This is a genomic window from Sorangium sp. So ce406 (genome assembly GCF_051474675.1).
Lineage (GTDB): Bacteria > Myxococcota_A > Polyangia > Polyangiales > Polyangiaceae > Sorangium > Sorangium cellulosum_G.
Genome location: NZ_CP150340.1, coordinates 12478184 through 12503709 on the forward strand (window position 1 = coordinate 12478184; position 25526 = coordinate 12503709).

At 71.2% G+C, this 25526-nt stretch carries 24 protein-coding genes; 4 read left to right on the top strand and 20 right to left on the bottom strand.

Going from position 1 to position 25526, the window contains the following annotated elements; all coding sequences use genetic code 11:
* Positions 1 to 20 precede the first annotated feature (20 nt).
* The 3 genes from WME96_RS46885 (at position 21) to thrC (ending at position 3910) form a co-directional block, all read left to right on the top strand.
* Positions 21 to 1319, top strand: coding sequence for an NAD(P)/FAD-dependent oxidoreductase (locus WME96_RS46885; RefSeq protein ID WP_437292430.1), 1299 nt, complete (start codon positions 21 to 23; stop codon positions 1317 to 1319).
* Between the two features lie 91 nt (positions 1320 to 1410).
* Positions 1411 to 2496, top strand: a complete 1086-nt coding sequence (locus tag WME96_RS46890; RefSeq protein ID WP_061615872.1) for a serine/threonine-protein kinase — start codon at positions 1411 to 1413, stop codon at positions 2494 to 2496.
* Between the two features lie 52 nt (positions 2497 to 2548).
* The gene (gene thrC / locus WME96_RS46895; RefSeq protein WP_433932421.1) at positions 2549 to 3910 is read left to right on the top strand and encodes a threonine synthase; all 1362 of its coding nucleotides are present in this window, start codon (positions 2549 to 2551) and stop codon (positions 3908 to 3910) included.
* A gap of 44 nt (positions 3911 to 3954) precedes the next feature.
* On the opposite strand, the gene WME96_RS46900 is transcribed toward thrC, so the two are convergent.
* The 20 genes from WME96_RS46900 to WME96_RS46995 form a co-directional block, all read right to left on the bottom strand.
* Positions 3955 to 5796, bottom strand: a complete 1842-nt coding sequence (locus WME96_RS46900; protein WP_437288037.1) for an STAS domain-containing protein — start codon at positions 5794 to 5796, stop codon at positions 3955 to 3957.
* 30 nt (positions 5797 to 5826) lie between these two features.
* Positions 5827 to 7125, bottom strand: a complete 1299-nt coding sequence (gene gspN / locus WME96_RS46905) for a type II secretion system protein GspN (RefSeq protein ID WP_437288038.1) — start codon at positions 7123 to 7125, stop codon at positions 5827 to 5829.
* A complete protein-coding gene (locus tag WME96_RS46910; protein ID WP_437288039.1) occupies positions 7122 to 7721 on the bottom strand; it encodes a hypothetical protein in 600 nt (199 codons plus the stop codon). Before WME96_RS46910 ends, gspN begins: the two co-directional genes overlap by 4 nt.
* On the bottom strand, positions 7718 to 9235 hold the full coding sequence (pilM, locus tag WME96_RS46915; RefSeq protein WP_437288040.1) for a type IV pilus biogenesis protein PilM: 1518 nt from the start codon (positions 9233 to 9235) through the stop codon (positions 7718 to 7720). Before pilM ends, WME96_RS46910 begins: the two co-directional genes overlap by 4 nt.
* A 27-nt stretch (positions 9236 to 9262) precedes the next feature.
* Complete coding sequence (locus tag WME96_RS46920; protein ID WP_437288041.1) at positions 9263 to 10741, bottom strand: general secretion pathway protein GspK; 1479 nt, start codon at positions 10739 to 10741, stop codon at positions 9263 to 9265.
* Positions 10738 to 11463 carry a type II secretion system protein GspJ gene (locus WME96_RS46925; RefSeq protein ID WP_437288042.1) on the bottom strand — a complete coding sequence of 242 codons (726 nt, stop codon included), beginning with the start codon at positions 11461 to 11463 and terminating at the stop codon, positions 10738 to 10740. The genes WME96_RS46920 and WME96_RS46925 overlap by 4 nt, the downstream gene beginning before the upstream one ends.
* The gene (locus WME96_RS46930; protein WP_437288043.1) at positions 11460 to 12119 is read right to left on the bottom strand and encodes a type IV pilus modification PilV family protein; all 660 of its coding nucleotides are present in this window, start codon (positions 12117 to 12119) and stop codon (positions 11460 to 11462) included. The genes WME96_RS46925 and WME96_RS46930 overlap by 4 nt, the downstream gene beginning before the upstream one ends.
* Positions 12119 to 12817 carry a pilus assembly FimT family protein gene (locus WME96_RS46935; RefSeq protein WP_437288044.1) on the bottom strand — a complete coding sequence of 233 codons (699 nt, stop codon included), beginning with the start codon at positions 12815 to 12817 and terminating at the stop codon, positions 12119 to 12121. The genes WME96_RS46930 and WME96_RS46935 overlap by 1 nt, the downstream gene beginning before the upstream one ends.
* Before the next feature lie 25 nt (positions 12818 to 12842).
* Entirely contained in the window at positions 12843 to 13295 is a 453-nt protein-coding gene (locus tag WME96_RS46940; protein WP_437288045.1) for a type II secretion system protein, read from the bottom strand.
* A gap of 3 nt (positions 13296 to 13298) precedes the next feature.
* A complete protein-coding gene (locus WME96_RS46945) occupies positions 13299 to 13712 on the bottom strand; it encodes a type II secretion system protein GspG (protein WP_061615412.1) in 414 nt (137 codons plus the stop codon).
* Positions 13713 to 13719: 7 nt separating this feature from the next.
* Positions 13720 to 14946, bottom strand: coding sequence for a type II secretion system inner membrane protein GspF (gene gspF, locus WME96_RS46950; RefSeq protein WP_433932436.1), 1227 nt, complete (start codon positions 14944 to 14946; stop codon positions 13720 to 13722).
* Positions 14947 to 14954: 8 nt separating this feature from the next.
* The gene (gene gspE / locus WME96_RS46955) at positions 14955 to 16721 is read right to left on the bottom strand and encodes a type II secretion system ATPase GspE (RefSeq protein WP_437288046.1); all 1767 of its coding nucleotides are present in this window, start codon (positions 16719 to 16721) and stop codon (positions 14955 to 14957) included.
* 2 nt (positions 16722 to 16723) lie between these two features.
* Positions 16724 to 19354, bottom strand: coding sequence for a type II secretion system secretin GspD (gspD, locus tag WME96_RS46960; RefSeq protein ID WP_437288047.1), 2631 nt, complete (start codon positions 19352 to 19354; stop codon positions 16724 to 16726).
* A gap of 58 nt (positions 19355 to 19412) precedes the next feature.
* Positions 19413 to 19724, bottom strand: a complete 312-nt coding sequence (locus WME96_RS46965; RefSeq protein WP_437288048.1) for a hypothetical protein — start codon at positions 19722 to 19724, stop codon at positions 19413 to 19415.
* 72 nt (positions 19725 to 19796) lie between these two features.
* Positions 19797 to 20780 carry a type II secretion system protein GspC gene (gene gspC, locus WME96_RS46970; RefSeq protein WP_437288049.1) on the bottom strand — a complete coding sequence of 328 codons (984 nt, stop codon included), beginning with the start codon at positions 20778 to 20780 and terminating at the stop codon, positions 19797 to 19799.
* Between the two features lie 206 nt (positions 20781 to 20986).
* Positions 20987 to 22399 carry a sigma-54-dependent transcriptional regulator gene (locus WME96_RS46975; protein ID WP_437288050.1) on the bottom strand — a complete coding sequence of 471 codons (1413 nt, stop codon included), beginning with the start codon at positions 22397 to 22399 and terminating at the stop codon, positions 20987 to 20989.
* 163 nt (positions 22400 to 22562) lie between these two features.
* Positions 22563 to 23120 (bottom strand): isochorismatase family protein, encoded by a 558-nt coding sequence (locus WME96_RS46980; protein WP_433932442.1) that lies wholly within the window; start codon positions 23118 to 23120, stop codon positions 22563 to 22565.
* A gap of 5 nt (positions 23121 to 23125) precedes the next feature.
* Complete coding sequence (locus tag WME96_RS46985) at positions 23126 to 23569, bottom strand: hypothetical protein (protein ID WP_433932443.1); 444 nt, start codon at positions 23567 to 23569, stop codon at positions 23126 to 23128.
* Positions 23569 to 23952 (bottom strand): (2Fe-2S) ferredoxin domain-containing protein, encoded by a 384-nt coding sequence (locus WME96_RS46990; protein ID WP_437288051.1) that lies wholly within the window; start codon positions 23950 to 23952, stop codon positions 23569 to 23571. Before WME96_RS46990 ends, WME96_RS46985 begins: the two co-directional genes overlap by 1 nt.
* A 126-nt stretch (positions 23953 to 24078) precedes the next feature.
* On the bottom strand, positions 24079 to 24687 hold the full coding sequence (locus WME96_RS46995; protein ID WP_437288052.1) for a hypothetical protein: 609 nt from the start codon (positions 24685 to 24687) through the stop codon (positions 24079 to 24081).
* 116 nt (positions 24688 to 24803) lie between these two features.
* Here WME96_RS46995 and WME96_RS47000 point away from each other — a divergent pair, with 116 nt between their 5' ends.
* Positions 24804 to 25484, top strand: a complete 681-nt coding sequence (locus WME96_RS47000) for a TetR/AcrR family transcriptional regulator (protein WP_437288053.1) — start codon at positions 24804 to 24806, stop codon at positions 25482 to 25484.
* Positions 25485 to 25526 lie beyond the last annotated feature (42 nt).

Below are 25526 nucleotides of genomic sequence, written 5' to 3' on the forward strand. Positions count from 1 at the left end.
ACATCGATTCCGCTCGCTCGGTGTGGAGCGACGCGGCCCCGGCCTATGAGCCCGTCCCGCCGCTGCGCGAGGACGCCGTGGCGGATGTGGCCATCATCGGGGGAGGGTTCACCGGAGTCTCCACGGCATACCATCTAATCCGTAGATTTCCGAGCCTCCGCGTCATGATCCTCGAGGCGCGTCACCTCGCGAATGGTGCGAGCGGCCGCAACGGGGGGATGATGCTGAACTGGATCAACGGGGTGAGTTACCGTGATCCAGAGCTCACGCGCCGCGTCCACGAGACGACGCGGGAGGGGATCGACGGGATCGTCGCCCTCATCCAGGAGCACGGCCTCCCGGTGCGCTACCGCCGCGACGGCTGCATGGAGGTGCTCACCGACGCGCGCCGGGCCGAGCTGGCCCATGCGCGGGTGGAGCAGCTCGCCGGCTGGGGCATTCCGCTACAGTACCTGGACAGCGCGGCGCTGGCGCAGCGGCTCGGCATCCGCGGGGCGGCCGGGGCCGTGCTGGACGCGACCGAGGGGCAGCTCAACGGGGTCGACCTGCTGCGCAGCCTGCGGCCGCTGCTCCTGGCCAGGGGGGTCGCCCTCCACGAGGACACGCCGGTGCTCCGGATCCGCGAGGGGCGCACGATCGAGCTGACCACGCCGGGCGGGGTCGTCCGGGCCGCGGCCATCGTGCTCGCGACGAACGGCTACACGCCGCGGCTCGGCTACTTCAAGACCGGCGTCTTCCCGCTGCACTCCCACGTGATCGCGACCGAGCCGCTCGACGCCGAGGCGCGCGCCGCGCTCGGCTGGGGGCAGGTCGCCGGCTTCAGCGACGATCACGACCGGATCGCCTACGCCAGCATGACCCCCGCCGGCGAGATCGTGTTCGGCGGGGGCAGCAACGCGGCGTACGCCTATCTCTACGGGAACCGGACCTCCTACCCGGGCTCACCCGGCTCGGCGGGGCCGGCGTTCGAGGCGATCCGGCGCCGGATGATCGGCTATTTCCCCGCCGCCGAGCGGCTGCGGATCGCGCACCGCTGGACGGGGACGCTCGGCATCACGATGAGCCGCCTCTGCAGCATGGGGGTGCGCGGCGAGCACCGGAACGTCTACTACGCCCTCGGGTACAGCGGCCACGGCGTGACCCTGGCCAACCTCGCCGGCCGCGTGCTCTGCGACCTCTACGCGGGCGACCACGCCCGGTGGCGGGAGCTGCCCTTCTACATGGCCCCCCTCGGGGGCGTCCCGCCCGAGCCGATCCGCTGGCTCGGCTATCACGCGTACACGAAGCTGACGGGGCGCTCGCCGCGCCGGGTGGGGTGAGCGCGGGGCGCGCGGCGGCGCGCCGCGGCAGCCCGCGCCGAGCGAGCGGGCTTGCGTGGCTGGAGCGCGGGGCGCTATTCGATGCGTGGCCATGTTCTGCGCGCGCTGCCACCGGGAGTACGACGCGGGCCATCGGTTCTGCCCCTACGACGGCGCGGAGCTCGCCGAGGCGCGGCGCATCGAGCTGTTCCGGTTCAAGCCGACCCGGCTGCGGGGCACCGTCCTCGGGGAGCGCTACGAGGTGCGCGGCTACCTCGGCAAGGGGGCGATGGCGCGCGTCTACCTCGCCGTGGAGCTCGAGACCGGGCAGCCCGTCGCGATCAAGGTCCTCGAGGCGTTCGCCGCCCGGGCGGAGCGGACGCGCGAGCGGTTCGTGCGCGAGGCGCAGAGCGCCGCCATCATCGGGCACCCGAACATCGTCCGGGTGCTGGACGCCGGCACGCGCGACGTCGACGGCGCCCCCTACCTCGTCATGGAGTACCTCTTCGGCGAGTCGCTCGGCGACTGGCTCCGGCGCGAGCGCCGCATGGACGCCGACCTCGCCATCCCGGTGCTGTCGCAGGCCGCGTCCGGGCTCGCCGCCGCGCATCGCGCCGGGATCATCCACCGCGACGTGAAGCCGGACAACATCTACCTCGTGGGCGCGCAGGGCGACCCGTACGCGGTCAAGGTGCTCGACTTCGGCCTGGCGAAGATGCAGGCCGCGGACCACATCACCGCGACCGGCACCGCGGTGGGCACCCTCGAGTACATGGCGCCCGAGCAGGTCGTGAGCGACCGGCCCGACGCCCGCACCGACGTCTACGGGCTCGGCGTGGTCATGTTCCGGACCTTCACCGGCGAGCTCCCGTTCCCGCGCTCGGAGCAGGCGGAGCTCCTCGCCCGGCAGCTCGTGACCCCGCCGCCCCGCCCCTCGGAGAAGCGCCGCGGCATCGACCCGCCGCTCGAGGCCGTGATCCTGAAGGCGATCCGGAAGCACCCCGAGAACCGCTATCCCTCGATGGAGGCGTTCCTCGAGGACCTCGAGCGGCTGGCCGGCGACCGCGACGGGCCGCTCTCGGCGGAAGAGCCGCTCCCGGAGCCGGATGACGTCTATGTTCCGCAGGGATCGTTTGCCAGGAACGCGGCGATCTACTTCTATAGGCGGCTCGGCATGGAAGCCCCACGCTTCGACTGATCAACACCACCTCCCGCGGGCGCTTCCCGCCACCCAGGAGATCCGTATTGCCATGGCCTACACTGCTGCATTCCGATGTCTGACCGGCTGTCCCGGGAGCTACCCGCTGACGCAGCCCCTCTATCGATGCCCCACCTGCGGCGGCCTGCTCGACGTCGCCCACGACATCGACGCGCTCCGGGACCGGAGCCCCGCCACGTGGATGAAGCTCTTCGACGAGCGCTACAAGCGCACGGTGTGGCCCTACGGCTCCGGGGTGTGGGGCAAGCGGGAGTGGGTCGCGCCCGAGGTGCCGGACGAGGCGATCGTGTCGATGGACGAGGGCGGCACCAACCTGTTCTGGGCGGACCGCTACGGCCGCTCGCTCGGGCTGGATGAGGTCTGGGTCAAGCTCTGCGGCAACAGCCATACGGGGTCGTTCAAGGACCTCGGGATGACGGTGCTCGTCTCGGTGGTGAACAAGGCGATCCGCGAGGGCCTCGAGGTGCGGGCGATCGCGTGCGCGTCGACGGGGGACACCTCGGCGTCGCTCGCGGCGTACGGCGCCGCGGCCGGGCTGCCCGTCGTCGTGCTGCTGCCGCGGGGCAAGGTGTCGATGGCGCAGCTCGTCCAGCCGATCGCGTCGGGGGCGCTGGTCCTGTCGCTCGACACCGACTTCGACGGCTGCATGGCCATCGTGCAGCGCCTCTCGGCCGACGGCGTGGTCTACCTGGCGAACTCGATGAACGCGCTGCGCCTCGAGGGCCAGAAGACCGTGGCCATCGAGATCGTGCAGCAGTTCGACTGGACGCTGCCCGACTGGGTCGTCCTGCCGAGCGGCAACCTCGGCAACGCCTACGCCCTCTACGCGGGCTTCAAGATGCTGAAGGACCTCGGGCTGACGACGCGCTTCCCGCGCCTGTGCGTGGCGCAGGCGGCGCAGGCCAACCCGCTCTACCGGGCGTGGTCCGAGGGGCGGAGCGAGGTCGTGCCGATGAAGGCGGGAGAGACGCTGGCGAGCGCGATCCAGATCGGCAACCCGGTGAGCGCGCCGCGGGCGATGATGGCGCTCCAGGCGATGAACGGGGTCGCGGAGGAGGTGACCGAGGACGAGCTCTGCGACGCGGCGGCGCGCGCCGACCGCACCGGGATGTACACCTGCCCGCACACGGCGGTCGCCCTCGCCGCGCTGGAGAAGCTCGTGAAGAAGGGCCTCGTGGAGAAGCGCCAGCGGGTGGTCGTGGTCTCGACGGCGAACGGCCTCAAGTTCACGGAATTCAAGGTGAAATACCACGAGCGCGCGCTCGCGGACGTCACGAGCCGGCACGCCAACCCCCCGGTCGAGCTGCCGCCCGACTACGACCGCGTCCTCGCCGCCCTCGATCGGCACGCCGCGCACGCCGCGCAAGCCGCGCAAGCCGTCAAGGGTCGCTGAGCGCTCGAGCGCTCGAGCGCGCGAGCGCCCCGCGCCGACCGCCGCTACCTGCGCCTCGCGCGGCGCCGCCTGCGCTTGCCGCGGGCGGCCGCGGAGGTCATCGCGGAGGCGATGCCGTTTTGCAGGGTGTTGTGCGTGACGATCCCGCTCATGTCGACGCCGAGCTCGACGAGCGTCCTGGCGACGTCGGGGCGCAGGCCCGTGATGATCACCTCCGAGCCGAGCAGGCGCACCGCGACGGCGGCGCGCAGGAGCTCGTCGGCGCACTGGCCGTCGATCTGCGGCACCCCGGTGATGTCGAGGATCGCGGCGTGCGCGCGGCGGGACGCGACGCCGCGCACCAGCGTCTCCTGCACCCGGCGCACCCGCTGCGCGTCGAGCGCGCCGACGAGCGGCATCACGACGATGTCGTCGCTGATGGGGATGAGCGGGGTCGACAGCGCCGCGAGGATCTCGTTCTGCGCCCGGAGGGCCTCCTCGCGGGCGCGCCGCGCCTCGGCCTCCGCCTCGGCGCGCTTGCGCTCGGTGATGTCGCGCACGATCACGACCGCCTCGGCCTGGTCCCTGCCGGCGATCCGGACCTCGTACTCGCGCGCGCCGTCGTTCTGCTGCTCCTGGTACTCGAAGACGTGCGTCGCCTCGTCGGTGAGCGCCCGCGCCACGCGCTCGCTGATCTGCTCAGCCACGCGGGCAGGGAACACGTCGGAGACATGCCGGTGCAGGAAGTCCTCGGCGCGGAGCGTCGGCCGCGACTCCCTGGACGCCTTGAAGTCGAGGCAGATGCCGTCGCTGCTGATCCGGAGGATCGTGTCGGGGATGGCGTCGAGGAGCGCGCGGTTGTTCGCCTCGCTCCGGCGCAGGGCGGCCTCGACGCGCTTGCTGCCGATGAAGTGACCGGCCTTGGCGGCGACGGCGAGCAGCACGTCGAGCAGCCCCGGGTCGGGCTCGCGCGGCTCGGCGTCCATGAGCTCCAGCACGGCCGCGACGTGCCCGTCGGCGCGCACCGCGATGGGGAGCTCGACCGCGAAGCGGAGGCCGGCGCCCCGCGCCGCCTGCGCGCGCGGGTCGTCCTCGACGGCGTCGAGGTCGACGAACCAGCTCGGCTCACCCTGCGCGTGCGCGCGGCCGGGCAGCCCCGCGTCGCGGGCGAACCGGGCGCCCCGCGTCGCCGCCTCGAGCGCGGCCGCGTCGTCGGGCGCGGCGCTCCACGTGTGCTCGCAGCGCAGCCCGTCGCTCTCGTCGTCGCCGAGCCACAGGGCGCCGAACCGGAAGCCGAGCGTCTCCCCGAGCGCGCCGAGGAGGGCGAGGACGCCCTCGGACAGCGTGGTCGCCTCGACGAGGATCCTGGTCACCGTGTACTGCGCCGACACCTTGTAGTTGGCCTCGGCGAGGGCGCGGCGCTGGTTCCACTTCTCGGTGAGCGCGAAGGCCATCTGCCGCACCTCGCTCGGGTCGAACGGCTTCGCGAGGATGAGCAGGTTGTCCGTTTGGCCGAACCGCGCGGAGATCTCCTCCCACGAGTAGTCCGAGTACGCCGAGCAGATGACGGCCTGGATGGCGCAGTCTTCCTTCCAGATGCGGGAGAGCGTCTCGAGGCCGTCCCACCCCGGCGGCATGCGCGCGTCCACGAAGACGAGGGCGTACGGGGCGCCGCGCTGCAGCGCCTCCCGGACCTTCTCCAGCCCCTCCGCACCCTGGGTCGCGGACGTGAGCTCGAACCGCACCGGCGCCCGGCCGGGCGGCTCGCGGAGCAGCGCCGATTCGAGGCGATCGAAGGCCGATGTCTCCGCGTCGCACCGGAGTATCCTGCGGAAATCGTCGTGGATTGCCGCGTTGTCGTCGATCAGCAGAATGCGCCGGTTCTGCTGCCGGCTGGGGTCCCGCATGGACGAGTCCTCGGAGCGTGAGGTGAGGCGCTACTCGACCGGAGGCGCGCCCTCGCCCTCGGCGGGCGGAGACGGCATCGGCCGCGGCCGCGGCTCGGGCGACTCGTCCTCGGTCGACGGCGGGGCCTGAGGCGGCGGCGGCGGGGGAGGGCTCCCGTGGTCGTCGCTGTCCCTGGCGGCGGGCTCCGAGGCGCCGGGCGGCTGGTTCAGACCGGCGGGCTTCCGCGCGGTCGTGATCGGGCTCGACCCCGGCGTGTCGCCCGGCTTGCTGCGGCCGCGCGCCGCGGGCGAGTCCGCGGCGTGCGGATCGAACCGCGGCCGCTTCAGCGCGCCGTGGATGTGCCAGCCGTAGAAGCCGTCGGCGCGCTTCGACCGCTTCATCTTGGGCTGCTGCATCTCGATCAGCCCGGCCATGTTCGAGCCCGGCGCGCCGAGCAGCGATTTGGTGAGATCGTTCTTCGACCGGTACGCATCGGTGAACTTGAAGCGGACGTAGAGATCCGCCGTGGAGTTGTTCCACGGCTCGCGCATGTTGACCTTGCCGTCGCCGTCGAGCTCGAGGTCCGAGCCGTTCGCGGTCAGCTTCGTGATCTTGAGGACACCTTCCTTCGCCTCCGCCGACAGGACGAGCTCCCCCAGCTTGGCCTCCGGGAGCGCGATGAGCCCCTGGATCTTCGTCTTGCCGTCGCCGACCGAGACCTCCTTGGCCGAGACCTCGAGCGTGCCGTTCGCCTTGTTGAACTTGCCCTCCGGCGCGTCGAGCTCGAGGGTCGCGGTCAGCGTGCCGGCGATGGGCAGGCCGAGGATGTCCCCGAGCGGACCCACCTTGGCGAGCTCGACGTCCGAGACCTCGACGTGCATTTCGCCGCCCGATTTGCCCATCGGGACCACGCCCTCGACCTCGCCGCCGAACACGCTCGCCCAGAACGAGACCCGCATCCGCCCGATCAGGAGGGGGAGGATCTTCAACCGGGCGTGCGCCTCGTCGATCTCGATGACGCTCGGCTTCGGCGCGCCGTCCTTCGCGGCGTCGCCCGAGGTGAAGGCGGCGGCGCTCGCCCTGCTGCTCGATCCGACCTCGTTCGGGGGCATGATGAGGCGCACGCCCCGCATCTCGACCCCCGTGAACCAGTAGGCGTCGAGCTCGTCGATCTCGAGGCGCTGCGCCGGGCCGGAGCCCCGCTTCTGCTGCGCGCGGTCGAACTCGGCGATCAGCCGGTCCTTGAGCCGGTCATAGGGGAACGTGAGGTAGCCGAAGAGCCCCAGACAGAAGAGGTAAAAGAGCGGATAGACGGCCCATTTCGCGATCTTGAGGAGACGCGCTTTCACAGCTCTTCCTCCTCGACGTCGCCCGTGGGGGCCGCGGTCGGCGCGGGGCTCGCCGGCTGGGGATCGCCCTTCCGGTCGAACGCGGAGATGCCGAGCTCCACCTCGTAGGAGTCCGGCTCTCCGGCGCGCGGCTTGATGTTCAGCCGCGTCACCGCGACCGGGTGGCCCGAGCTCTCGACGCGCTCGAGCATCTTGGCGAGCCCGAGCATCCCGATCCGGTGCATCTTCACCACCGTGACGCGCTCGGTGTACTTCTTCCCGTGCGGGACGTCGGGGCGATCCTGCGACTCGGCCGCGGCGAGCCCCTGCTGCTTCGCCGCGTCCTCGATGAAGCCGGCGAGGGGCGGCGCGGGCCGCGCGTAGCGCGCGAGCAGCGCGTCCCGCTGCGCCTTTCGCTCGTTGACCTTCCCGGAGGCCTCGTAGATCGACTGGAGCAGATCGCGCATCTCCTGGTTCTCGGTGCGCTTGCTGGAGGCGACGCTCGCGAGCCCGATCGGCACGAGCAGGAGCACGCACACGGCCAGGAAGCCGAGGAGGATGGTGAGGAGCCGGCGCTCGCGCGGCTCCAGCTTGTCGAGTCGCTCGCGGAGCGTCATCGCGATCCCTCCGGTTTGTCCGCCGCGCCCGCGGCGGCGCTGTCCGCCGCGTCAGCGGCGCCGGGCTTCTTCTTCTTCTTGTCCTCGCACTTGAGATCCAGCTCGAGGACGTACTTGTGCCTGCCCTCGGTGAACTGGCTCGTCCGCGCGATCTTCACGTCGCGGAAGCAGCGGTGTTCCTTCATGTGATCCGCGATGATCTGCGCGTCGGACACCGACGGGACCACGCCCTGGATGGTCGTGTGGCCGCGGTTCACGTCGAGCTCGAGGACGTCGTGAACGATCTCCTTCGGCACCGCCTTCGAGAGCTGCACCATGACGTCGAAGGCGTCGACGCGGGGCATGGGGTCCTCGTCGGCCGCGCCGGGCCCCTGGTCGAGCAGCTCGCGGGCCTTCACGGGGTCGCTCGTCTCCTCGCCGAGCACGTCGCGGGACGCGGTCGCGAGCGAGGCGAGCAGGAGCTCCCGCTCCGCGTCGAGGGTGCGCATCTCCGCCACGACGGAGAACCCGAAGCTCAGCGCGATGACGGTGCCCAGGCCGGCGAGGATCGGGATCTTCTCGCGCAGGAACGGGTAGCTGCGCTCGGCCTCGAGCGCGCCCTTCCTGAGGTTGAACCCCTTGGTCTTCGGCGTGAGCCCGAGCGCGAGGCCGAGCGCCTTGGCGAAGCGGGGCAGCGCCGCGGCCTGCTCGGGCGTGAGCCCTTCGAGGCGAGGCGTCGGCAGCGGCAGGATGGTGAGGCCGAGCTGGGTCGACAGGAACAGCTCGGCGCCCTGCGCGGTCGCGCCGCCGCCGACGAGGTACATCCCCGCGAGCGGCTCGCCGCCGAGGTTGCGCCACGCCGCGAGGGTCTGGCGGAGCTCGCGCGCGAGCGCCGGCGCCGTCCCGGGGAGGCCGGCCGTCCCCCGCGACAGCGTGCGGGCGAAGACGGGCTCTCCGCCGGAGAGGATCACGATCTCGGAGGTGAGGTGATCGAGGTCGAGGATCGCGATGGGCGCGCTCGCGCCCGCGCTGGTCGGCGCGGCGAGCTCCGGCATGACGGCCTCGAGGTTGGCGAGCGCCACCGCGCCGAGCGCGACGCGCTCCGGCTCGAAGCCGAGCGCCTCCTTCACGACGGCGATGCGCTCGCGCACGTCGTCCGCGCGCGCGACCGCGGCGAAGACGGGCAGCGTCTCGACGCCGGGCGGCCGCTTCAGCATGCGGTAGTCGAAGACCGCGTCCTCCATCTCGAACGGCACCGTGGCCTCGAGCTCGAAGCCGAGGATGTTCTCGACCTCCTTCTGCGCGGCCGCGGGCAGATCCAGGCGGCGGTAGAACGATCGCTCGCCGGAGAGCGCGATCGCCGCGCCGTCGGGGCGGTGGAGCCCCACGGCGGCGCGGATCGCCTCGGCCTCGGAGACCGCGTCCGTCACGGCCACCTCGCCGAGCGCCTCGACGAAGACCCTCCTGTAGGCGGTGCGGATGAGCGCCGCCCGCACCACGGATTTCCCAGCATCTATCCCGAGCAGCCTGTGCATATCCGCGCTTCTTCCCGGAGGGGTGTCCTAGTCGATGCGATAGTAGACGATCGTCCCGGCGGGGTTCGATCGGACCTTTTGTTCGTACGCATCCGGCGTCGCGGCGGGGCCGGTCCCGTCGGAGCTGGGACTGTTGAGCTCGTTCGGGTTCGACTTGACCTCCTCGAGCTTCCCTGCCCCCGTGAGATCGACCACGGCGTGAATGCGCACGCGCGTCTCGCGCTTGTTCCCCGGGACGATGCCATCGGCGTAGATGCTCAAGAAGCTGCTCCTGTTGCCGAGAAAACTCGAGGGCTTCGCCTTGAATTTGACGGGCTCGACGCCCATCGCCTTGAGCTGCTGCCCGATCATCGTTCCGAGCATCGACGATTTGTCCTCTTTCTGGGTCATCGCGATCTCGAATTCTTTCACGGTGGGAAAGAGGAGCCCCCCGGTCAGGCTCTGCACGAGCGACGTCACGGTCAGGAACGACGCCATCTGGTTCGGATCGGTGCAGAGCGGCGTGGCCGCACGATCCACCACGTTGTCGCTGCACGTCAGCGCCCAGAGCGTCTGCGCGCTCGCCGAGATCACGTTCGTCTTTTGCTTACGGCTCCCCCAGACGGTAAGGACCCTCTTGTCGGGGTTGCTCGGATCCGGATCGACGAACGTCGCCCAGAAGTCGTCGCTCATGCCCCGGACGAGCCGTAGCTCTTCGACCGAGTCGTACGGGGCGTTCTTGCGCAGATACGGGAGGCCGACCGTCTGGTAGAAGCTGTCCTCGGCCCCGGTGGAGCCCGGTGCTCCCTTGAAGTCGCAGTTGAATGTCTGGTCGCCTGGATCGGCCCAGTCGATGAGCGCGCTGCAGATGGTCATGCGGTCGGAGAACTGGCCGTCTCCGTCGCGCTCCTCGAAGAGCGGATTGTACTGCTCGGGGGCCATGAGGCCGGCGAGCTGGCCTCCGACGGTGAGCTGGTCCGAGATGGCTACATCGTCCGCAGCGCGGTTGATGTTGATCTTCGAGTCCTCGTCGACGATCTTGAGCTCGAAGCGGCCGCCGCCGGTGAGCCCCAGGTTCTTGCCCGCCGCGCTGCCCTCGCCCGCGGGCGCCGGCGGCGGCTCCACGCCGGGCTCGACGAGCTGCGCGTTGAAGGGGCCGAGGAACATGTCGGTGAACTTCCAGACCGGCACCTGGGCGTTCTTCATGCCGATCATCCCGAGCATCGGCCCGAGCGCCGTGCTCACGCTCGGCTCGGCGGCGATCAGCATCCGCGACAGGTTCACGGCGCTCTTCGCGTAGTACTCGGCCCGGAGCGCGTCGCGATCGGCGAGCGCCGCCGAGAGCTCGGTGGAGGTCTCCTCCTGGAGCTCGGTCAGGAACACGGTGAGCACCGTGATCGCGCCGAGCACCATGACCAGCGCCACGCCCCGCCGGTCGCCCCGCGCACGTAGACGGCGGCGCGCGCGCCCGCCCGCCGCGGCGTGGGAGGCGCGCCTCCCGGCGTGATGGCGCCCGGGGCGGCTCATGGCGTCGTGTTCCCGAAGGCGATGGGCACCTGCATCGGGATAGGCACCTTCGTCTCGAACTTGATGGGCTCCCCGCCCGGCCCGCCGTTCAGGACCAGCGTCACCCACACCTGCGAGGGGAGCCGGTCGAGCTGCGCCGCCGGCTGCGTCGAGTCCCACGAGTCGGTCCACTCCCCGGTGACGGGATCGAGGTACTGGATGTTGAAGCTCTCGATGTCCTCGGCGAGCACGTTGACGATCCCGCCCCTCGTGGGCTCGATATCGATGGTCTTCGCCTCGCGCCGCACCAGATCGAGCTTGTCGCGCTCGGGGTCGCGCGATCCGAAATAGCCGATCTCGCACTGGTCCGACTCGTGTGTGTTCCTGAGGAGCCTCCGGTGCGCGAACGCCGTGAAATCGATGCGATCGGCGGGCGACGCGTCCTCGCCCGTGAAGGCGGTGAGCCGCACCGCGATGTTCTTGTCGGTCGGCTGGTGCCGGGACAGAAAGGCCGTCTGGAGCTCGCGCGAGATGCGCGCGATCGCGCCGCGACCCTGGTGGTAGCGGTCGCTCATCCGGGAGATGCCCGAGCGCGCCCGGCTCATGCCGTCGAACGCGCCGTAGATGAGCGTGCCGATGAGGGCGAGGATCCCCACCGAGACGAGGACCTCGAGGAGCGTGATGCCGCCTGCGCGCCGGCGGCGCCGGCGCCCCGCGAGGGTGCTCGCGCGTCGCGCCGTCATGTTCCTCCCCCCTGTCCGCTGCCCTCGGCGCCCTGCTCGGGCTGGCCCATCTGGGGGATCGTGACCCACTGCACGAGCTCGAGCGCGTGCTCCCGCGCCCCTTGCTTCCAGATCAGCCGGACCGTCACCCGCCGCGCGCTCGCCTCGAAGATGGGCTGCAGCGTCGGCGCGAGCATGTCGATGAACGGCTGCAGGATCCCGGCGACCCCGCCCGCCGAGCTGCCGCCCCCCGCGCCGCCGCCTGCGAACGATTGCGCGAGATCGCCGAGCTCGCCGCTCGGCGGGGCGGTGCCGCTCGACTCGCCCGGCTTGAACCCGAGCCCCTCCAGGCCGGTGTCGAGGTCCAGGTCGCCGTAGTTGGGCTCGGGCATCTCGGGCTTCTCGATGCGCCAGTCGCACTTCACGTTGGGCGACTCGTCGCCCTCGCAGCACGGCCCGCTGTCGATCTCGTCGAGCGCCGGCAGGCCGTCCCTGGCGAGCCGCTCCTCGATCTCGGTCATCTTGCAGCGCGCGAGCCCGTTCGCGAAGCTGATGCTCCTCGCGTGCGCCGCGGCCGAGAAGGCGCCGGCCTGCGCCGATAGGATCGCCGTGAGCCCGAGGCCGAGGATGGCGACCGCCACCATGACCTCGAGCAGGGTGAAGCCGCGGGCGCGCATCAGAACCCCGTGTCCTCGCGCTCCGACTCCTCGGCGTCGTCGCGCGGCCTCGGCATGCTCGCCTTGCCCTTCTTGAGCTCCGTCTTGCCGGTCAGCGGCGAGACGAGCACCGTCATCACCGAGTCCTCGGTCTCCGCGCCGCCCAGGCTGAGCTGGATCGCGGCGCGCTCGGTCTGACCGCCGGGCCAGAAATAGAGATAGGCCCGCCCCTCCGTCACGGGCTCGTCCTGGTGCCCCGTCTCGATCTGGAGGAAGCGGACGCCGCTCGAGAGCTCCTTGCCGGGGCTGTCCTTCTCGGGGTTGAAGCCGTACGCCTTCGCCGGCGCGAACGAGGGCCGCGGCGCGCGCGGCCCCTTCAGGATCGCCTCGGCCTCCGCCACCGCCGCCCGCTCGGCCTCGGTGGCCGCGGCGGCGCCGCCGGTCCGGTCGTTCTTCTCGACGAGGAGCTCGCCCGTGGACTCCTCGAGCACGATCATCCGCCCCTCGAAGTCGAAGACCAGCCGCACCGGCTTCGACTTCGCGTTCGCGTGCGCGTAGGCGACCCGGACGGCGCCCGCGAGCAGCGCGGCGCTCCGCTTCAGCCGCGCGCTCGTGACCGCGCCCATGCCGAGCATGACGGAGCCGCTGATGAGCGCGATCACCGTGACGGTGATCAGCACCTCGACCAGCGTGAGTCCCCTCGTGCGACGGCGTGTCATGGGCGCTCCTACGTCCAGCGCGGCGTTACATCTCCGCGATCTTGTTGAGCTCCGACTGCTTCATGTCGTCCCGGATGTCGTCCTGGGTGTTCTCTTTCCGGTCGTTGCCGGACGAGACGACATGAACCTCGTTGGTGGCCTCGTCGCACTTGATCTTGTACGGCTGGCCCCAGGGGTCGTCCGTCTTGTTGCCGTCGATCTGCTTCGCGCTCACCAGCGTCTGGATGGTCGGGCACCCGTCGCTGCCCGCGCCGAGCTGCTGGTACTGCTCCGCGGCGCTCTTGATGATCGTCGCCCCGGTATAGGCGCTCTTGACGCGCGACTGCTTGAGCTTCGGCCACACCACGAGCGTGGCGCCGCCGGCGATGATCGCCATGATCGTCACCACGATCAGCACCTCGACCAGGGTCACGCCCCGCGAGAGCCTCCGGCCCAGCCGTCGAATCCTTCTTGCGCTGCTTGCTCTGTTCGTCTCCATCTCTCACTCCACCCTGTCAAGTCCGCCGATTTCGCCGTCCGGCCCGTCGCTCATCAGATCGTATCCCTCCGGATCCTTCCTGCCAGGGCAGGTGAGCCGGAGCGGCCTGCCCCACGCGTCGACCGGGTCGATCGCGAGGTATCCCTCGCGCTTCAGCTCTTCCAGGGAGCCCGGGCACCGCCGCTCGTGATCGGCGCGGTAGAGCGTGATCGCCCCGTGGACGACGGACAACGTGGCGCGGGTCGACCGAATTCCCACGAGCCGCCGCTCGCGCGCGCCGAGCAGCAGCAGCAGGACCGCCATCGCGATGCCGGCGGCGAAGGGCTTCGCGCGCGCCACGCCGCTCCGCCGGAAGAGCCCGCCGCCGCGCTCCCACGGGAAGAAGATCGTGCTCTCTCGCTGCCTGCGCCGCCCCATGAGCCACCTACCCGACGAAGCTCGACATCTGGATGAGCGGCATGAGGATAGAGATCGCGATGAACGCGACCGCGCCGCCCATGATGACGATCATGAGCGGCTCGAGCAGGCTGGTGAGCACCTGGACGCGGGTCTCCACGGCGGAGTCGTAGGCGTTGGCGACGTTCTCCAGCATCGACTCGAGCTGCCCGCTCTTCTCGCCGATGGCGATCATGTGGGTGACGATCGGCGGGAACCGGCCGCTGCGCTTCAGCGGCTCGGCGATGCTCTGGCCCTCGCGGATCGACCCGATGGCGTCGACGACGACCTTCTCCAGGGCGGCGTTGCCGAGCACGCTCCGCACGATGTCCATCGCGCTGAGGAGCGCGACGCCCGACGAGAGCAGCGTCGCGAGCGTCCGGGCGAAGCGCGCGATGGAGAGCATCTGGATGAGCTTGCCGAAGATCGGCGCCCGCAGCACGAACGTGTCCCACCGGAGGCGCCCCTTCGGCGTCCGCACCCAGCGGCGGAACCCGTAAATCGCGCCGGCGAGCGCGATGAGCACGAGCCACCAGTAGCTCGCGGCGAACGCCGACGTGCCGATGAGCGCCGCGGTGTACCAGGGCAGCGCCTGGTCCATCGAGGCGAAGATGCCCGTCACGTTCGGCACGACCGCGATCATGAGCACCGAGATGAGCCCGATGCCGATGAGCGCCATCAGCGCCGGGTAGGCGAGCGCCGCGGTCACCTTGCCCACGAGCTTCGCCTGGTTCTCCATGAAGGTGGTCAGGCGGGTCAGCACGCCCTCGAGCGTGCCGGAGGCCTCGCCGGCGCGCACCATGCTCACGTAGAGGGGCGGGAAGACGGAGGGGTGCGCCTCCAGGGCCTTCGCGAAGCTCGTGCCCTCGCGCACCTGCTCGCGCACCTGCGTGAGGACCTTCTTCAGCGACTCCTTCTCGACCTGCTCGATGAGCGCGTTGAGCGACTCGAAGAGCGGGATGCCGGCGCCGATGAGCGTCGCGAGCTGGCGGGTCATCACGGCGACCTCGGACGTCGAGGGGCGGCCCGCGAAGGCGAGGATCTTGATGTCGCGCTTCGCCTTCGCCTTGGCGGCCTGCTCCTCGGTCGCGCCGGTGAGCATGATGCCGTCCTTGCGCAGGGCGGCGCGCAGGGCCTTCGCGTTCTCCGCGTCGCGGACCCCTTTGACCGGCTTGCCGGTGCCGACGAGGATGCCTTTGTATTCGAATACCGCCACGGCCTTCCCTACTCGTCGACGATGACGTCTTCCTGGGTCGCCGCGAGCACCTCCTCGACGGTGGTGGTGCCCTGGAGCACCTTGCGTGCCCCGTCGTCACGGAGCGTATCCATCCCCTGGGAAATGGCGACCCGCTTGATGGTCTGCGCGTCCGCGCTCTTCAGGATGAGCGGGCCCACCGCGTCGTCGATGATCATCAGCTCGTAGATGCCCCGCCGGCCGATGAAGCCCTTCTGGTTGCAGGCGTCGCAGCCCCCGGGTTTGTAGAACACGGCCCGGTCGATGTCCTGCCCGATGTAGTCGTATTTCTGTCCGTGCACGCCGTACCGGTTCGACAGCTTCCGCCGGGCCTTCCAGGCGAGCCGGTCCTGGTCGAGGCCGAGCTGCTGGAGCTCGTGGTCGGAGGGGCGGTAGGCGACCTTGCAGGTCGGGCAGAGCAGGCGCACGAGGCGCTGGGCGAGGATGCCGATCACGCTGCTCCGCACGAGGAACGGCTCGATCTCCATCTCGACGAGGCGCGTCACGGCGCCGGCCGCGTCGTTCGTGTGGATGGTCGAGAGCACGAGGTGGCCGGTCAGCGACGCGTGGATGGCGATCTCGGCCGTCTCCTTGTCGCGGATCTCGCCGACCATGATCACGTCCGGGTCCTGCCGGAGGAAGGCGCGCAGCGCCGAGGCGAACGTGAGCCCGATCCCGGGATGGACGTGGATCTGGTGAATGCCGCCGATCTCGTACTCGACCGGGTCCTCGGCCGTGAGGATGTTCCGGCTCGGCTCGTTGATCCGGTTGAGGCAGGCGTAGAGCGTGGTCGTCTTGCCGCTGCCGGTCGGGCCGGTGACGAGGATGATGCCGTCCGGCCGCTGGATGAGCCCGTCCATCAGGGCGTACTCGCGCGGCGCGAAGCCGAGGTCGTCGAGCCCGAGCAGGACCGAGGCCTTGTGCAGGATACGCATCACGATCCGCTCGAAGCCGCGGCTCGTCGGCACCGTGGAGACGCGGATGTCGACGCTCTTGCCCGCGATCTTCAGCGTGATGCGGCCGTCCTGCGGGAGCCGCTTCTCGGCGATGTTGAGCGACGCCATGATCTTCACGCGCGCGATGATCGGCGCCATGAACTGCTTCGAGGCGCGCTTCGCGACGTAGAGCTCGCCGTCGATCCGGTAGCGGACGACGACGTCGCGCTCCTCGGGCTCGATGTGGATGTCGCTCGCGCGCTCGCGGACGGCCTGCGCGAAGAGGCCGTTGACCCAGGCGATGATCGGCGCGTCGTCGTCCGAGTCGATGATGTCGACGAGGTTGTCCTCCTCGAGCGCCGCCTCGCCCTCGAGCTTCGCCCCGCCGTCCTCCTTCTTCTCCCAGATGCGGTTGATCGCGTTCAGCACGGTGTCGCTCGTGGCGACGGCGATCTCGACCGGCTTGCCGAACAGCGCCCGCACGTCGTCGATCGCGGTCGTGTCGAGGGGGTCGGCGGTCGCGCAGTAGACGACCCCGTCGTGCTCGGCGAGCGGCAGGATCTTGTGCTGCTTGGCGTAGGTGATCGGCACCCGGCTCGCGAGCTCGAGCGGCACCGCGTCGATGTCGATGCGCTGGAGGAAGCCGACCTCGCACTCCTCCGCGAGCGCCTTCGCGATGCTCGCCTCGTCGGCGATGTTGGAGGAGACGATGAGGTCCGCGAGCGGCTGACCGCGCTCGCGGACGGTGTCGTAGAGCGGCACGAGCCGCTCCGCGGGGACGACGCCCCGACGGACCAGGATCTCGCCAAGATACTGCTGCATGCTCATTCGACGCGCTCCATCTGCCGCCCGCCGATCGGCCGCCGCGGCGTTCGCGGGGGCTGCGCGGCCCCGTTCGGCGGGGGCGGGGGCGCGTCGCCGTCCATCTCCATACCAGGGGGCATCGGCCCGCCGGCGCCGGCGCTCTTGCCGCCGAAGACCGGCAGCCCCACCGGCTCGACCGGCGTGTGCTCCCGCGGCACCTTCGGCCGGGCCTCCTCCTCGAGCCGCGCGCGCTCCTCCTCGGTCAGGATCGACTGCCGGATGTCCTCGACGAGCCCGTTCGACCGGCCGAAGTCGCGCGGCGGCTCCCACGCGGCGCTGTCGCTGAAGACGAAGTAGCGGTCGATGAACTCCTGCCGCTCCTGCATCTTGCGCTCGAAGATGGCCCGGAGGTCCTCCTGGTCGCGGATGACGTAGGGCGTCAGCACGAGGAGCAGGTTCGTCTTCGTCTTGGTCCTGACCCGCTGCCGGAAGAGGAACCCGAGCACCGGGATGTCGCCGAGCACCGGGATCTTCGTCTCCGAGGTCGTCGTGCCGTCGCGCACGAGGCCGCCGATCACCACGGTCTGCTGGTCCCGGACGACGAGGGTGGTGCTCGCGGTGCGCTTGTTGATGGGGATCGCGCCGAGCGCGCCCTCGAGGGGGGCGCCGGCGTCGGAGATCTCCTCGGTGAGCTCCAGCCGCACCTGGTCCGAGTCGTTGACGTGGGGGATGACCTTGATCTTCGTGCCGACGTCCTGACGCGCGGCGGCGCCGCCGAGGCCGCCGAGCAGCCCGCCGAGCCCGCCGAGCCCGCCGAGCCCGGCTGCGGCCCCCGCGCCGCCCGCCAGGCTCGCGAGCTGGTTGAGCCCGCCGCCGCCCACGTTGGTCTGGAGCGGGATGTTCTGGCCGATCGAGATCTCGGCCGGCACGTTGTCGGTCGCGAGGATGTGCGGCGTCGCGAGGACGTTGGAGTCGCCGTCCTGGGCCAGCGCGTGGAGGACGACGCCGAACGCGGGGATCGACAGGCCCGTCCCGAAGATGTTGTTCGAGCCCGGGATCTCGGCGCCCCGGACGCCGAGCGCGAGCGCGCCGAGCTGCGACGGCAAGCCGCCGACCGAGGGGACGACGTTGTTGCCGCCGTACACGAGGCCCTGGCCCTGCTCGGTGTCGAACGGCGCGCCCGCGTGGTAGCCGATGCCGAAATCGAGCGAGCGGTTGACGTTCACGTCCATGATCACGGCCTCGATGAACACCTGCCGCCGCGGCTCGTCGAGCTGGTCGATCACGGCGCGGAGCTGGGCGTAATCGTGGGGGGACGAGGTGATGAGGAGCTTGTTGCTCGCCTCGTCGCAGGTGACCTTCACCTGGCCCTCGAAGATGTCGTCGGTCGAGCCGGGCACCGCGGGGGCGTTGCGCGCGGCCCCCCGGCCGCCCACGGCCGCGCCGCCACCGCCGCTGCCGCCGCCGAGCACCTGGTTCAGGGTCGCCGACAGCTCCTTGCAGCCGGCGTGCTGGAGCGAGAGCACGTGGACCTGGCCCTCGCCCGACTGCGGCACGTCGAGGCGCTTCAGGATGCCGAGGACGCGCAGGTAGTCCGGCTCGGAGGCGGTGATGATGAGCGAGTTGGTCCTGTCGTCCGCGATGATGCGGGCGCCGGTGCCGCCGCCGCCGGCGCCGCCCCGGCCGGGCCTGCCGCCGGCGCCGCCCGCCGCCCTCGGGTCCACGATCTCGTTCAGCTTCGTCGCGACCTCGGCCGCGGAGCCGTAGTGCACCGGCTGCACCCAGAGCTGATCGCCGGCGCCGCCGACGTCGATCTCCTCGACGATGCGGAGCATGCGCTGGATGTTCGATCCGGTGTCCGTGATGATGAGCAGGTTGCCGGGCGGGTAGACGGTGACGTCGCCGTCCTTCGACTTGAACTTGGTCAGGACGCCGCCCGCGTCGTTGGCGTCGATATGGGACAGCCGGTAGAGGCGGGTGACGAACCGATCCTCGGCGGGCACGGGCGCGGCGGCGCCGAACACGGGGGTCGTCTCCGACACGGCGCCGGGCGTCTCGACGATCTTGAGGAAGCGCCCGTGGGGGATGACGGTGAGGTCGTTCGAGGCGAGGATCGACAGGAATGCGCTGTACGCCTCGGCGACGGTCACCTTCTCCGGCGCGTACACCGTGGCCTTGATCTGCCGGAGCTTGCCGCCGTAGATGAAGCGGCGTCCGGTGATGTTGCTGATCGCCTTCACCAGCTCGGGGAGATCGGCCTCGTCGAGGTTGAAGCTGACCTTGTAGCCGCCGGGCTTCGGCTTGAACTCGATCTCCTGGACGCCTTGCTTCACCCCGGCGAGCGGATCGTCTCCGGCGTCGCCCGCCGCGCCCGCGGCGCCGGGCGCGCCCGGCGCACCCGCGGCGCCCGGCGCGCCCGTGCCTGCAGCGCCCGCGCCCGGCGCGCCCGCGGCGCCCGCGGCGGCCGCGCCGGAGGGGATCCCGGGGCGACCCGGCGCCGGCGTGCTCTGGCCAGGGGTGCGCAGCACGGGGGCGTTGCGGTTCGCGGGCTGCGCTGCGGCGGGCGGGGCCGCCGCGGCGAGCACGAGCGCCGCCACCGGCGCGGCGAGGAGCCTCCTCCGGAGGCAGCGGGGTCGCTCGAGGGTCGTCATCACCATCAGTCGGCTCGATATTCTCTGCGTGGGTTGATAAGGGGGGAGGCGGCGCCGCTCAGTCGGCGCTCGGCGCGCTCGGCGCGCTCTCGCGCTCGGCCGGCGAGGGGGGCCGCGGCCGCTTCGAGCGGGATGTCTTGCCCAGGGCGGTCTTGCTCGTCGCGGTGGTGGCCTCGCTGTCGGCCTCCTCCGTCGCTTCCGCCGCGGATCCATCGGCGTTGCGGGGCGGCAGGACGGTCCTGGCGACCGACACGAGGAGAAGGCTCATGATCCCGACGAACGTGAGAGAGCCGAGGACGAACGTGCCGACATACAACAGCGTCCGTCGGAGCAGGCTCCCCTCGTTCAATCTCCCTATCCATCGCGCCATGCCGCTACCCTGGTTTCGTCTGGTCTCGTCCGGTGTCGCCTGCTTCGGTCCCCGAGGTTCAGTCCGGAGCGCTCACTTGATGTTGAAGTCGATGTTCATCGGCTTTCCCTTGCGGTTGATCGTCACCGTGAGCCTGTCCGCCGTCCGGAGCCGCGCATAGGCCTCGAGGGCCTTCTGCGGATCGCTCATCTCAAACCCGTTGATGCTGGACAGCCGATCTCCGTTCTCCAGGCCGAGCGTCCCGAGCAGCGAGTCCGGTCGAATTCCGAACATACGGATGCCGACCACCTTGTCGCCCTCCTTCTCGGGGACGATGCGCGCAGAGCGCATCAGCTCGCCCTGGTTCTCCAGGATGGCGTCGACCGCGCTGCGCTCCACGTTGAACTCCGTCTCGCTCACCCGCTGGATCTTCGAGGCGATCTCCGGCGGGACCTTCTTGCCGCCGCGGGCGGCCGCCTTCGACGTCGACGCCGTGGGCGGCGGCGCCGTCGTGGGCGCCGGCGAGGCGCTGGCCCGCGCGCCGGCGTTGGTGCCGCCCACGATGGCCTGGCAGCGCGCGCTGCCGGAGGTCAGCCAGACCCGATCCCACCCCACGTAGTAAACGGTCTGCCCGGCGATCTCATCCCCTTGCCGGCGCAAGATCGCCTTGCCGTCCGAGCCGGCCATGGCCGCGAACGACCACTCCGGATCCTCGGCCTGCGTGATGAGCAGGACCCGGGTGCCGTCGCACGACGGATCCGCGTACGGGTCCTTGTTGGCCATTTCCTGCTGGACGTTCGGGAGCTCGACCGGCTTGCCGTCGAGGGGCCCCGTCACCGAGTCGAACGGGTTCCGCGAGAGGATCGGCCCGGCGTTCGTCGCGTGGTCGGTGCTCGCGGTCGACCCGAACGCCCCCGGGCGCGCCGGGGGGCTCGGCGGCGGCGGCGGCGGCGCGTCGACCGCGACGCTGGAGGCCACGAGCTGACCCATGCCCGACGCCTGGAAATAGGCGGCGAGCGCGATCAACACGCCCAGCACCCAGGGAAAATACCGCTTCAGGATCGCGTCGATGCCCATGCGCCCATGCTCCTCTAGGCGAGTTCCATGCCAGTGGTCAATCTTCGGCAGCTCGCCGCCATTTTCACGGAATCACGGAAGCTGCCCCGCCAAGGTGACGCACCCGGAGCGCGTCGGACGGCCTCGCCTTGCCAAAGTGACAAATGGATTTTCACGGGGGTGCCGGCAAGCCGGGGCGGGCCCTGTCCGCGGGGGGGCGCGCCGCGTCACTCCAGCTCGCCGAGCTTTCGATAGATGGTGCGCGTGGAGATGCCGAGGAGCTGCGCGGCCACCGACTTGTCGCCCCGGGCGTGGCGGAGCGTCTCGCGGATGAGCCTGCGCTCGACCTCGTCGAGGGGGGTGCCGACCGAGAAGGTGAGCGAGCTCGGCTCGGCCGGGGCGGCCTCGCGGATGAAGTCGGGCAGGTCGTCGACCGAGAGCTGGTCGCCGCGGCAGAGCACCACGGCGCGCTCGATCACGTTCTCTAGCTCGCGGACGTTGCCCGGCCACGTGTAGTCGGTGAGGCGCGCGAGCACGTCGCGCGGCGCCTCCAGGCGGGGGCGGTTGTTCTTCGTGCAATAGACGCCGAGGAAGTGGTCGACGAGGAGCGGGATGTCCTCGCGCCGGGTCCTGAGCGGGGGCGCCGTGATCGCGATCACGTTGAGCCGGTAGAACAGGTCCTCGCGGAAGCGGCCGGCGGCGACCTCGGCGCGGAGGTCCTTGTTGGTGGCCGCGACGAGGCGCACGTCGGCGCGCACGGTGTCGCCGCCGACGGGCTCGTACTCGCCCTCCTGGAGCACGCGGAGGAGCTTCACCTGCACGGCCGGCGAGAGCTCGCCGATCTCGTCGAGGAACAGCGTGCCGCCGGCGGCCTTGGCGAAGCGGCCCTCGCGCTTGGCGAGGGCGCCGGTGAACGCCCCGCGCTCGTGGCCGAAGAGCTCGGCCTCGAGGATGGTCTCCGGGATGGCGGCGCAGTTGACCGCGACGAACGGCCCGCGCGACCGGGCGCTGCGCTCGTGGATGAAGCGCGAGAGCAGCTCCTTGCCGGTGCCGCTCTCGCCGAGCACGAGCACCGTGGCGCTCGAGGGCGCCGCCTGCGTCGCGATGTCGAGCACGCGGCGGAGCGTCGGGCTCGAGCCGACGATCTCGCGCTTCGTGAGCAGCTTGATCTCCTGCCGCAGCGAGCGGTTCTCGGCGACGAGCGACTGGCGCTCGGCCGCCTTGCGCACGCTCTTGATGATCGTCATCCGCTTGAGCGGCTTCTCGACGAAGTCGTAGGCGCCCTCGCGCATGGCCTGGACCGCGGTCTCGACGGTCCCGTACGCGGTCATCATCACGACCTCGGTGTCGGGCGCGATCTGCTTCAGCGCGCGGAGCAGCTCGAGGCCGCTGACCCCCGGCATCATCAGGTCGGTGAGGACGACCTCGACGCGGCGGCTGCGCACGATCTCCAGCGCCGCCTTGGCGCTGTCCGCCGTGATGACGCGCATGCCGTCGCGCTGGAAGATCTTCTCGATGGAGGCGACGTTCGACGGCTCGTCGTCGACCACGAGGACCGTCGGGGCGCCGGGCGGCGGCGCGGCGCCAGCGGGCGGAGGCGCGCTCGGCGGTGCTCCGACTTGTGCCAGATCGTCAGCCATGCGCCACTATGTCATAGGCGCGAGTGCCGTGTCCAGCCGAGCACGGGTCTGACAAAGTCCGATCGGCCGGTCTGACAAAGTGGCACGCCGACGTTGTCAGGATGCGCTGCCCGGGAAAGCGAGCGATCCGGGGCTCGACGGGGCGCGGGGCGGCGTCACCGGGTCAGCGGATGAGCTTCGAGAGGTGCTTGAAATCGTCCGTCCCGGCGACCCGGAGCCAGTCGAAGACGAGGGTCTCCGCGGTCGTGATCGTGGCGCCGGCCGCGCGGCAGAGGTCGAGGCCGGCGAGCCGGTGGTCGTCGCGGCGCGAGGCGACGCCGTCGAGGGGCACGTGGACCTCGACGCCGCGGCCGGCGAGGTCGCGCACGGTCTGGAAGACGCAGACGTGCGCCTCCAGGCCGACGACGACGGCGGTGCGGGGGGCGCGCTGGGTGAGCGCGCGATCGAACTCGACGGCGTCGCAGGCGGAGAACTCCATCTTGGGGAGGACCGGCGCGCCCGCCTGGGCGAGCTTCTCGGCGATGGGCGCGATGGTCCGCCCGAGCCCCGCTGGGTACTGCTCGGTCGCGAGCACGGGCGCGCCGAGGCGCCGCGCCGCCTCGATGAGCACCGTCGCCGCGCGGGTCAGCGCGTCCATCTGGGGCGCCGGCATCGCGGCGGCGAGCTTCTCCTGGACGTCGATGACGATGACCGCGCTCGCGGCGGGATCGAGTCTTCGCATGGCGGCTACCTCGTGGCGCGGAAGCTCTTCAGGAACCGGAGCAGGTCGCTCCGCAGGTCGAAGCGGAGGAGCGCCTCGCCGATCACGGCGCCGCCCTCGCCGACGAGGACGCCGGGCAGGACGGTCATCGACTCGAGGAGGTCGCCGGGGCGGACGGTCTTGCGGCCGGCGAACGCGCAGCGGCGGCCGTCGTTGGCGGTGAACTCGAAGGAGTAGGGCAGGGTGCCGGTGCGCGCGAGGTCGAGCCCGAGCCGCCCGGACAGGTAGCGGTGGTCGGCGAACCCCTCGGCGTCGATCTCGCCCTCGATCTCGACCTCGGGCTTGCGCAGGAAGTGGAGCAGGCCGCGCGAGCGGGCGCGGATCGTGAACGACATGGGCCGCTCGTCGGCGGGGGCGTCGACCAGGTGGAAGCTCCCGGCCATGGTCTCGCAGAACTCGAAGCCGCGCATCACGCCCCCGGCGTGGCGCCGCGGGGCGGCGCCGGCAGCGGCGGGCCGGCCGTCGCCTCCGTGAAGTCCTCGGGCGGGAGCACGAGCCGCTCGACGCGGCGGCCGGCGGCGAGGGCGTCGACGATCTCGGGGACGTCCGCGGCCGTCACGCGGCCGTAGAAGTAGCCGTCCGGCTCCACCGCGATGACGGGGCCGGCCCAGCAGACGTCGAGGCAGCTCGAGGTGCAGGCGCGCGCCTCGACCTTCGCGAGGCCGCGCTCGGCGAGGGCGGCCTTGAGCTGCGCGTGGATGCCCTCGGCGCCGCGCTGGGCGCAGGAGCCCTTCGGAACGCCGTCGGGGCGGCGGTTGACGCAGACGAAGAGGTAGCGCTTTCGCTGGGGCACGGGGCGGATCCTCGTGCGGGGCGGGCGCCAGGTCAAGCTGGGGCGGGGGAAGGCGCGGGGCGCGCGCAGAGCGGGGAGGACGGACGCGGCGACCGAGGGGTGGGGGAGGACACGCCGCGCGCGGGCTCAGCCGGCTGCTTGTCGCCGGCGGCGCAGCGCCAGGTTCACGATCCCGATCGGCGCCACGACGAGCACGAACGCGAATCCGAGGACGCCCACTGCGAGGCCCGCGAGGCTAGCGAGCGCGAGCCAGAGCACGTCGCTCGCCGCCGGGCCTGACGAGGGCGTGTCCACGCGCATCTCCCGGCGCAGCTCGCCCACCGTGCGGTCGAGCAGCGCCTCGAACGGGCGGCCATACAGGGTCTCGCTGCGGCGGCCGCGGAAGAACGCGCGGACCGTGCGGCGGGGCGCCGAGAGCAACCCGGCGAAGAGGCCGCCCAGGTTGAGCTGCCACGCGGCGACGAAGTCCTTGCAGCCGGCGCCGATCTCCCAGGCCGAGATCTCGAACTCGCCGATCGTGTTCGTGTCGTAGCCCGTGAGCACGTGGTGCAGGTCGTGGTAGCGGACCGCGCGCAGGCGCGCCTGCGTGTTCGGAAACGGGACGGGGAGCGGGCCGAGCTTGAAGTCGACCCACGCGTCGCCGTACCCGCCGTCCGCGCCGAAGCGGTTCACGTCGAAGTAGATCGCCCGCGCCTGCCGCATCGTGAGGCCTTCGTCGTATTGGACCAGAGCCATGGCACCACCTCATTCAATGACTTCAGTCACTGACCATGGTCATCATGCGCACTCGTCCTGTCAAGCCTCAGTGGGGATTGACTTGAACGCGTGCGAGGAAACAGATTACCCGGACGATGAGCAAGGTCAGTAAAGGCTCGGCGAAGCGCCGGAAGGGAGCTGCGACGCCGGCCGCGCCGTCGACGCCGGCGCCCGGGCACGGCGGGCGCGCGCAGCAGAAGCTCGACACCCGCCGGCGGATCCGGGACGCCGCGTGGGCGCTCTTCACCGAGCTCGGTTACGACGACGCGACGACCAAGGCGGTCGCGGAGCGCGCGGAGGTCGCGACGGGGACGGTGTTCGTGCACGCGCGCGACAAGGCCGACCTGCTCATGCTGGTGATGCACGACCGGATCGCTGCCACGGTCGACGCGGCGTTCGCGGCGCTGCCGCGGAAGGAGCCCCTGCTCCCGCAGCTCCTCCACGTCTTCCAGCGGCTGTTCGCGATGTACGGCGAGCAGCCGCTCGTGTCGCAGGCGTTCGTGAAGGCCTTTCCGGGCGCGTCAGGCCCGAACGGAGAGCGGATGAACGCCCTCACGTTCGCGTTCCTGCACCGCATCGCGGCCCTCGTGCGCGACGCCCAGGCGCGCGGCGAGGTCGGGGGCGACATCGACCCGCTCGCGGCGGCGCACAACATCTTCGCCCTGTACTTCGCGGCGCTGCTCTCCTGGCTCAGCGGCTTCGTGACGCTCACCGCCGCGCTGGATCCGGTGCTGAAGAACGCCCTCGCGCTCCAGCACCGAGGGCTCCGCGCATGAGCCATGGGCCGGGCGCGCGACGGTCCGGCCGGCAAGGCTCTG

Excerpts from the sequence above, each read along its gene's own strand:
- WME96_RS46890 (WP_061615872.1), top strand. The coding sequence starts at position 1,411 with ATGTTCTGCGCGCGCTGCCACCGGGAGTACGACGCGGGCCATCGGTTC.
- thrC (WP_433932421.1), top strand. The coding sequence starts at position 2,549 with ATGGCCTACACTGCTGCATTCCGATGTCTGACCGGCTGTCCCGGGAGC.
- WME96_RS46900 (WP_437288037.1), bottom strand. The coding sequence starts at position 5,796 with ATGCGGGACCCCAGCCGGCAGCAGAACCGGCGCATTCTGCTGATCGAC.
- WME96_RS46910 (WP_437288039.1), bottom strand. The coding sequence starts at position 7,721 with ATGACGCTCCGCGAGCGACTCGACAAGCTGGAGCCGCGCGAGCGCCGG.
- pilM (WP_437288040.1), bottom strand. The coding sequence starts at position 9,235 with ATGCACAGGCTGCTCGGGATAGATGCTGGGAAATCCGTGGTGCGGGCG.
- WME96_RS46920 (WP_437288041.1), bottom strand. The coding sequence starts at position 10,741 with ATGAGCCGCCCCGGGCGCCATCACGCCGGGAGGCGCGCCTCCCACGCC.
- WME96_RS46925 (WP_437288042.1), bottom strand. The coding sequence starts at position 11,463 with ATGACGGCGCGACGCGCGAGCACCCTCGCGGGGCGCCGGCGCCGCCGG.
- WME96_RS46930 (WP_437288043.1), bottom strand. The coding sequence starts at position 12,119 with ATGCGCGCCCGCGGCTTCACCCTGCTCGAGGTCATGGTGGCGGTCGCC.
- WME96_RS46935 (WP_437288044.1), bottom strand. The coding sequence starts at position 12,817 with ATGACACGCCGTCGCACGAGGGGACTCACGCTGGTCGAGGTGCTGATC.
- WME96_RS46940 (WP_437288045.1), bottom strand. The coding sequence starts at position 13,295 with ATGGAGACGAACAGAGCAAGCAGCGCAAGAAGGATTCGACGGCTGGGC.
- WME96_RS46945 (WP_061615412.1), bottom strand. The coding sequence starts at position 13,712 with ATGGGGCGGCGCAGGCAGCGAGAGAGCACGATCTTCTTCCCGTGGGAG.
- gspE (WP_437288046.1), bottom strand. The coding sequence starts at position 16,721 with ATGCAGCAGTATCTTGGCGAGATCCTGGTCCGTCGGGGCGTCGTCCCC.
- gspD (WP_437288047.1), bottom strand. The coding sequence starts at position 19,354 with ATGACGACCCTCGAGCGACCCCGCTGCCTCCGGAGGAGGCTCCTCGCC.
- WME96_RS46965 (WP_437288048.1), bottom strand. The coding sequence starts at position 19,724 with ATGGCGCGATGGATAGGGAGATTGAACGAGGGGAGCCTGCTCCGACGG.
- gspC (WP_437288049.1), bottom strand. The coding sequence starts at position 20,780 with ATGGGCATCGACGCGATCCTGAAGCGGTATTTTCCCTGGGTGCTGGGC.
- WME96_RS46975 (WP_437288050.1), bottom strand. The coding sequence starts at position 22,399 with ATGGCTGACGATCTGGCACAAGTCGGAGCACCGCCGAGCGCGCCTCCG.
- WME96_RS46980 (WP_433932442.1), bottom strand. The coding sequence starts at position 23,120 with ATGCGAAGACTCGATCCCGCCGCGAGCGCGGTCATCGTCATCGACGTC.
- WME96_RS46985 (WP_433932443.1), bottom strand. The coding sequence starts at position 23,569 with ATGCGCGGCTTCGAGTTCTGCGAGACCATGGCCGGGAGCTTCCACCTG.
- WME96_RS46995 (WP_437288052.1), bottom strand. The coding sequence starts at position 24,687 with ATGGCTCTGGTCCAATACGACGAAGGCCTCACGATGCGGCAGGCGCGG.
- WME96_RS47000 (WP_437288053.1), top strand. The coding sequence starts at position 24,804 with ATGAGCAAGGTCAGTAAAGGCTCGGCGAAGCGCCGGAAGGGAGCTGCG.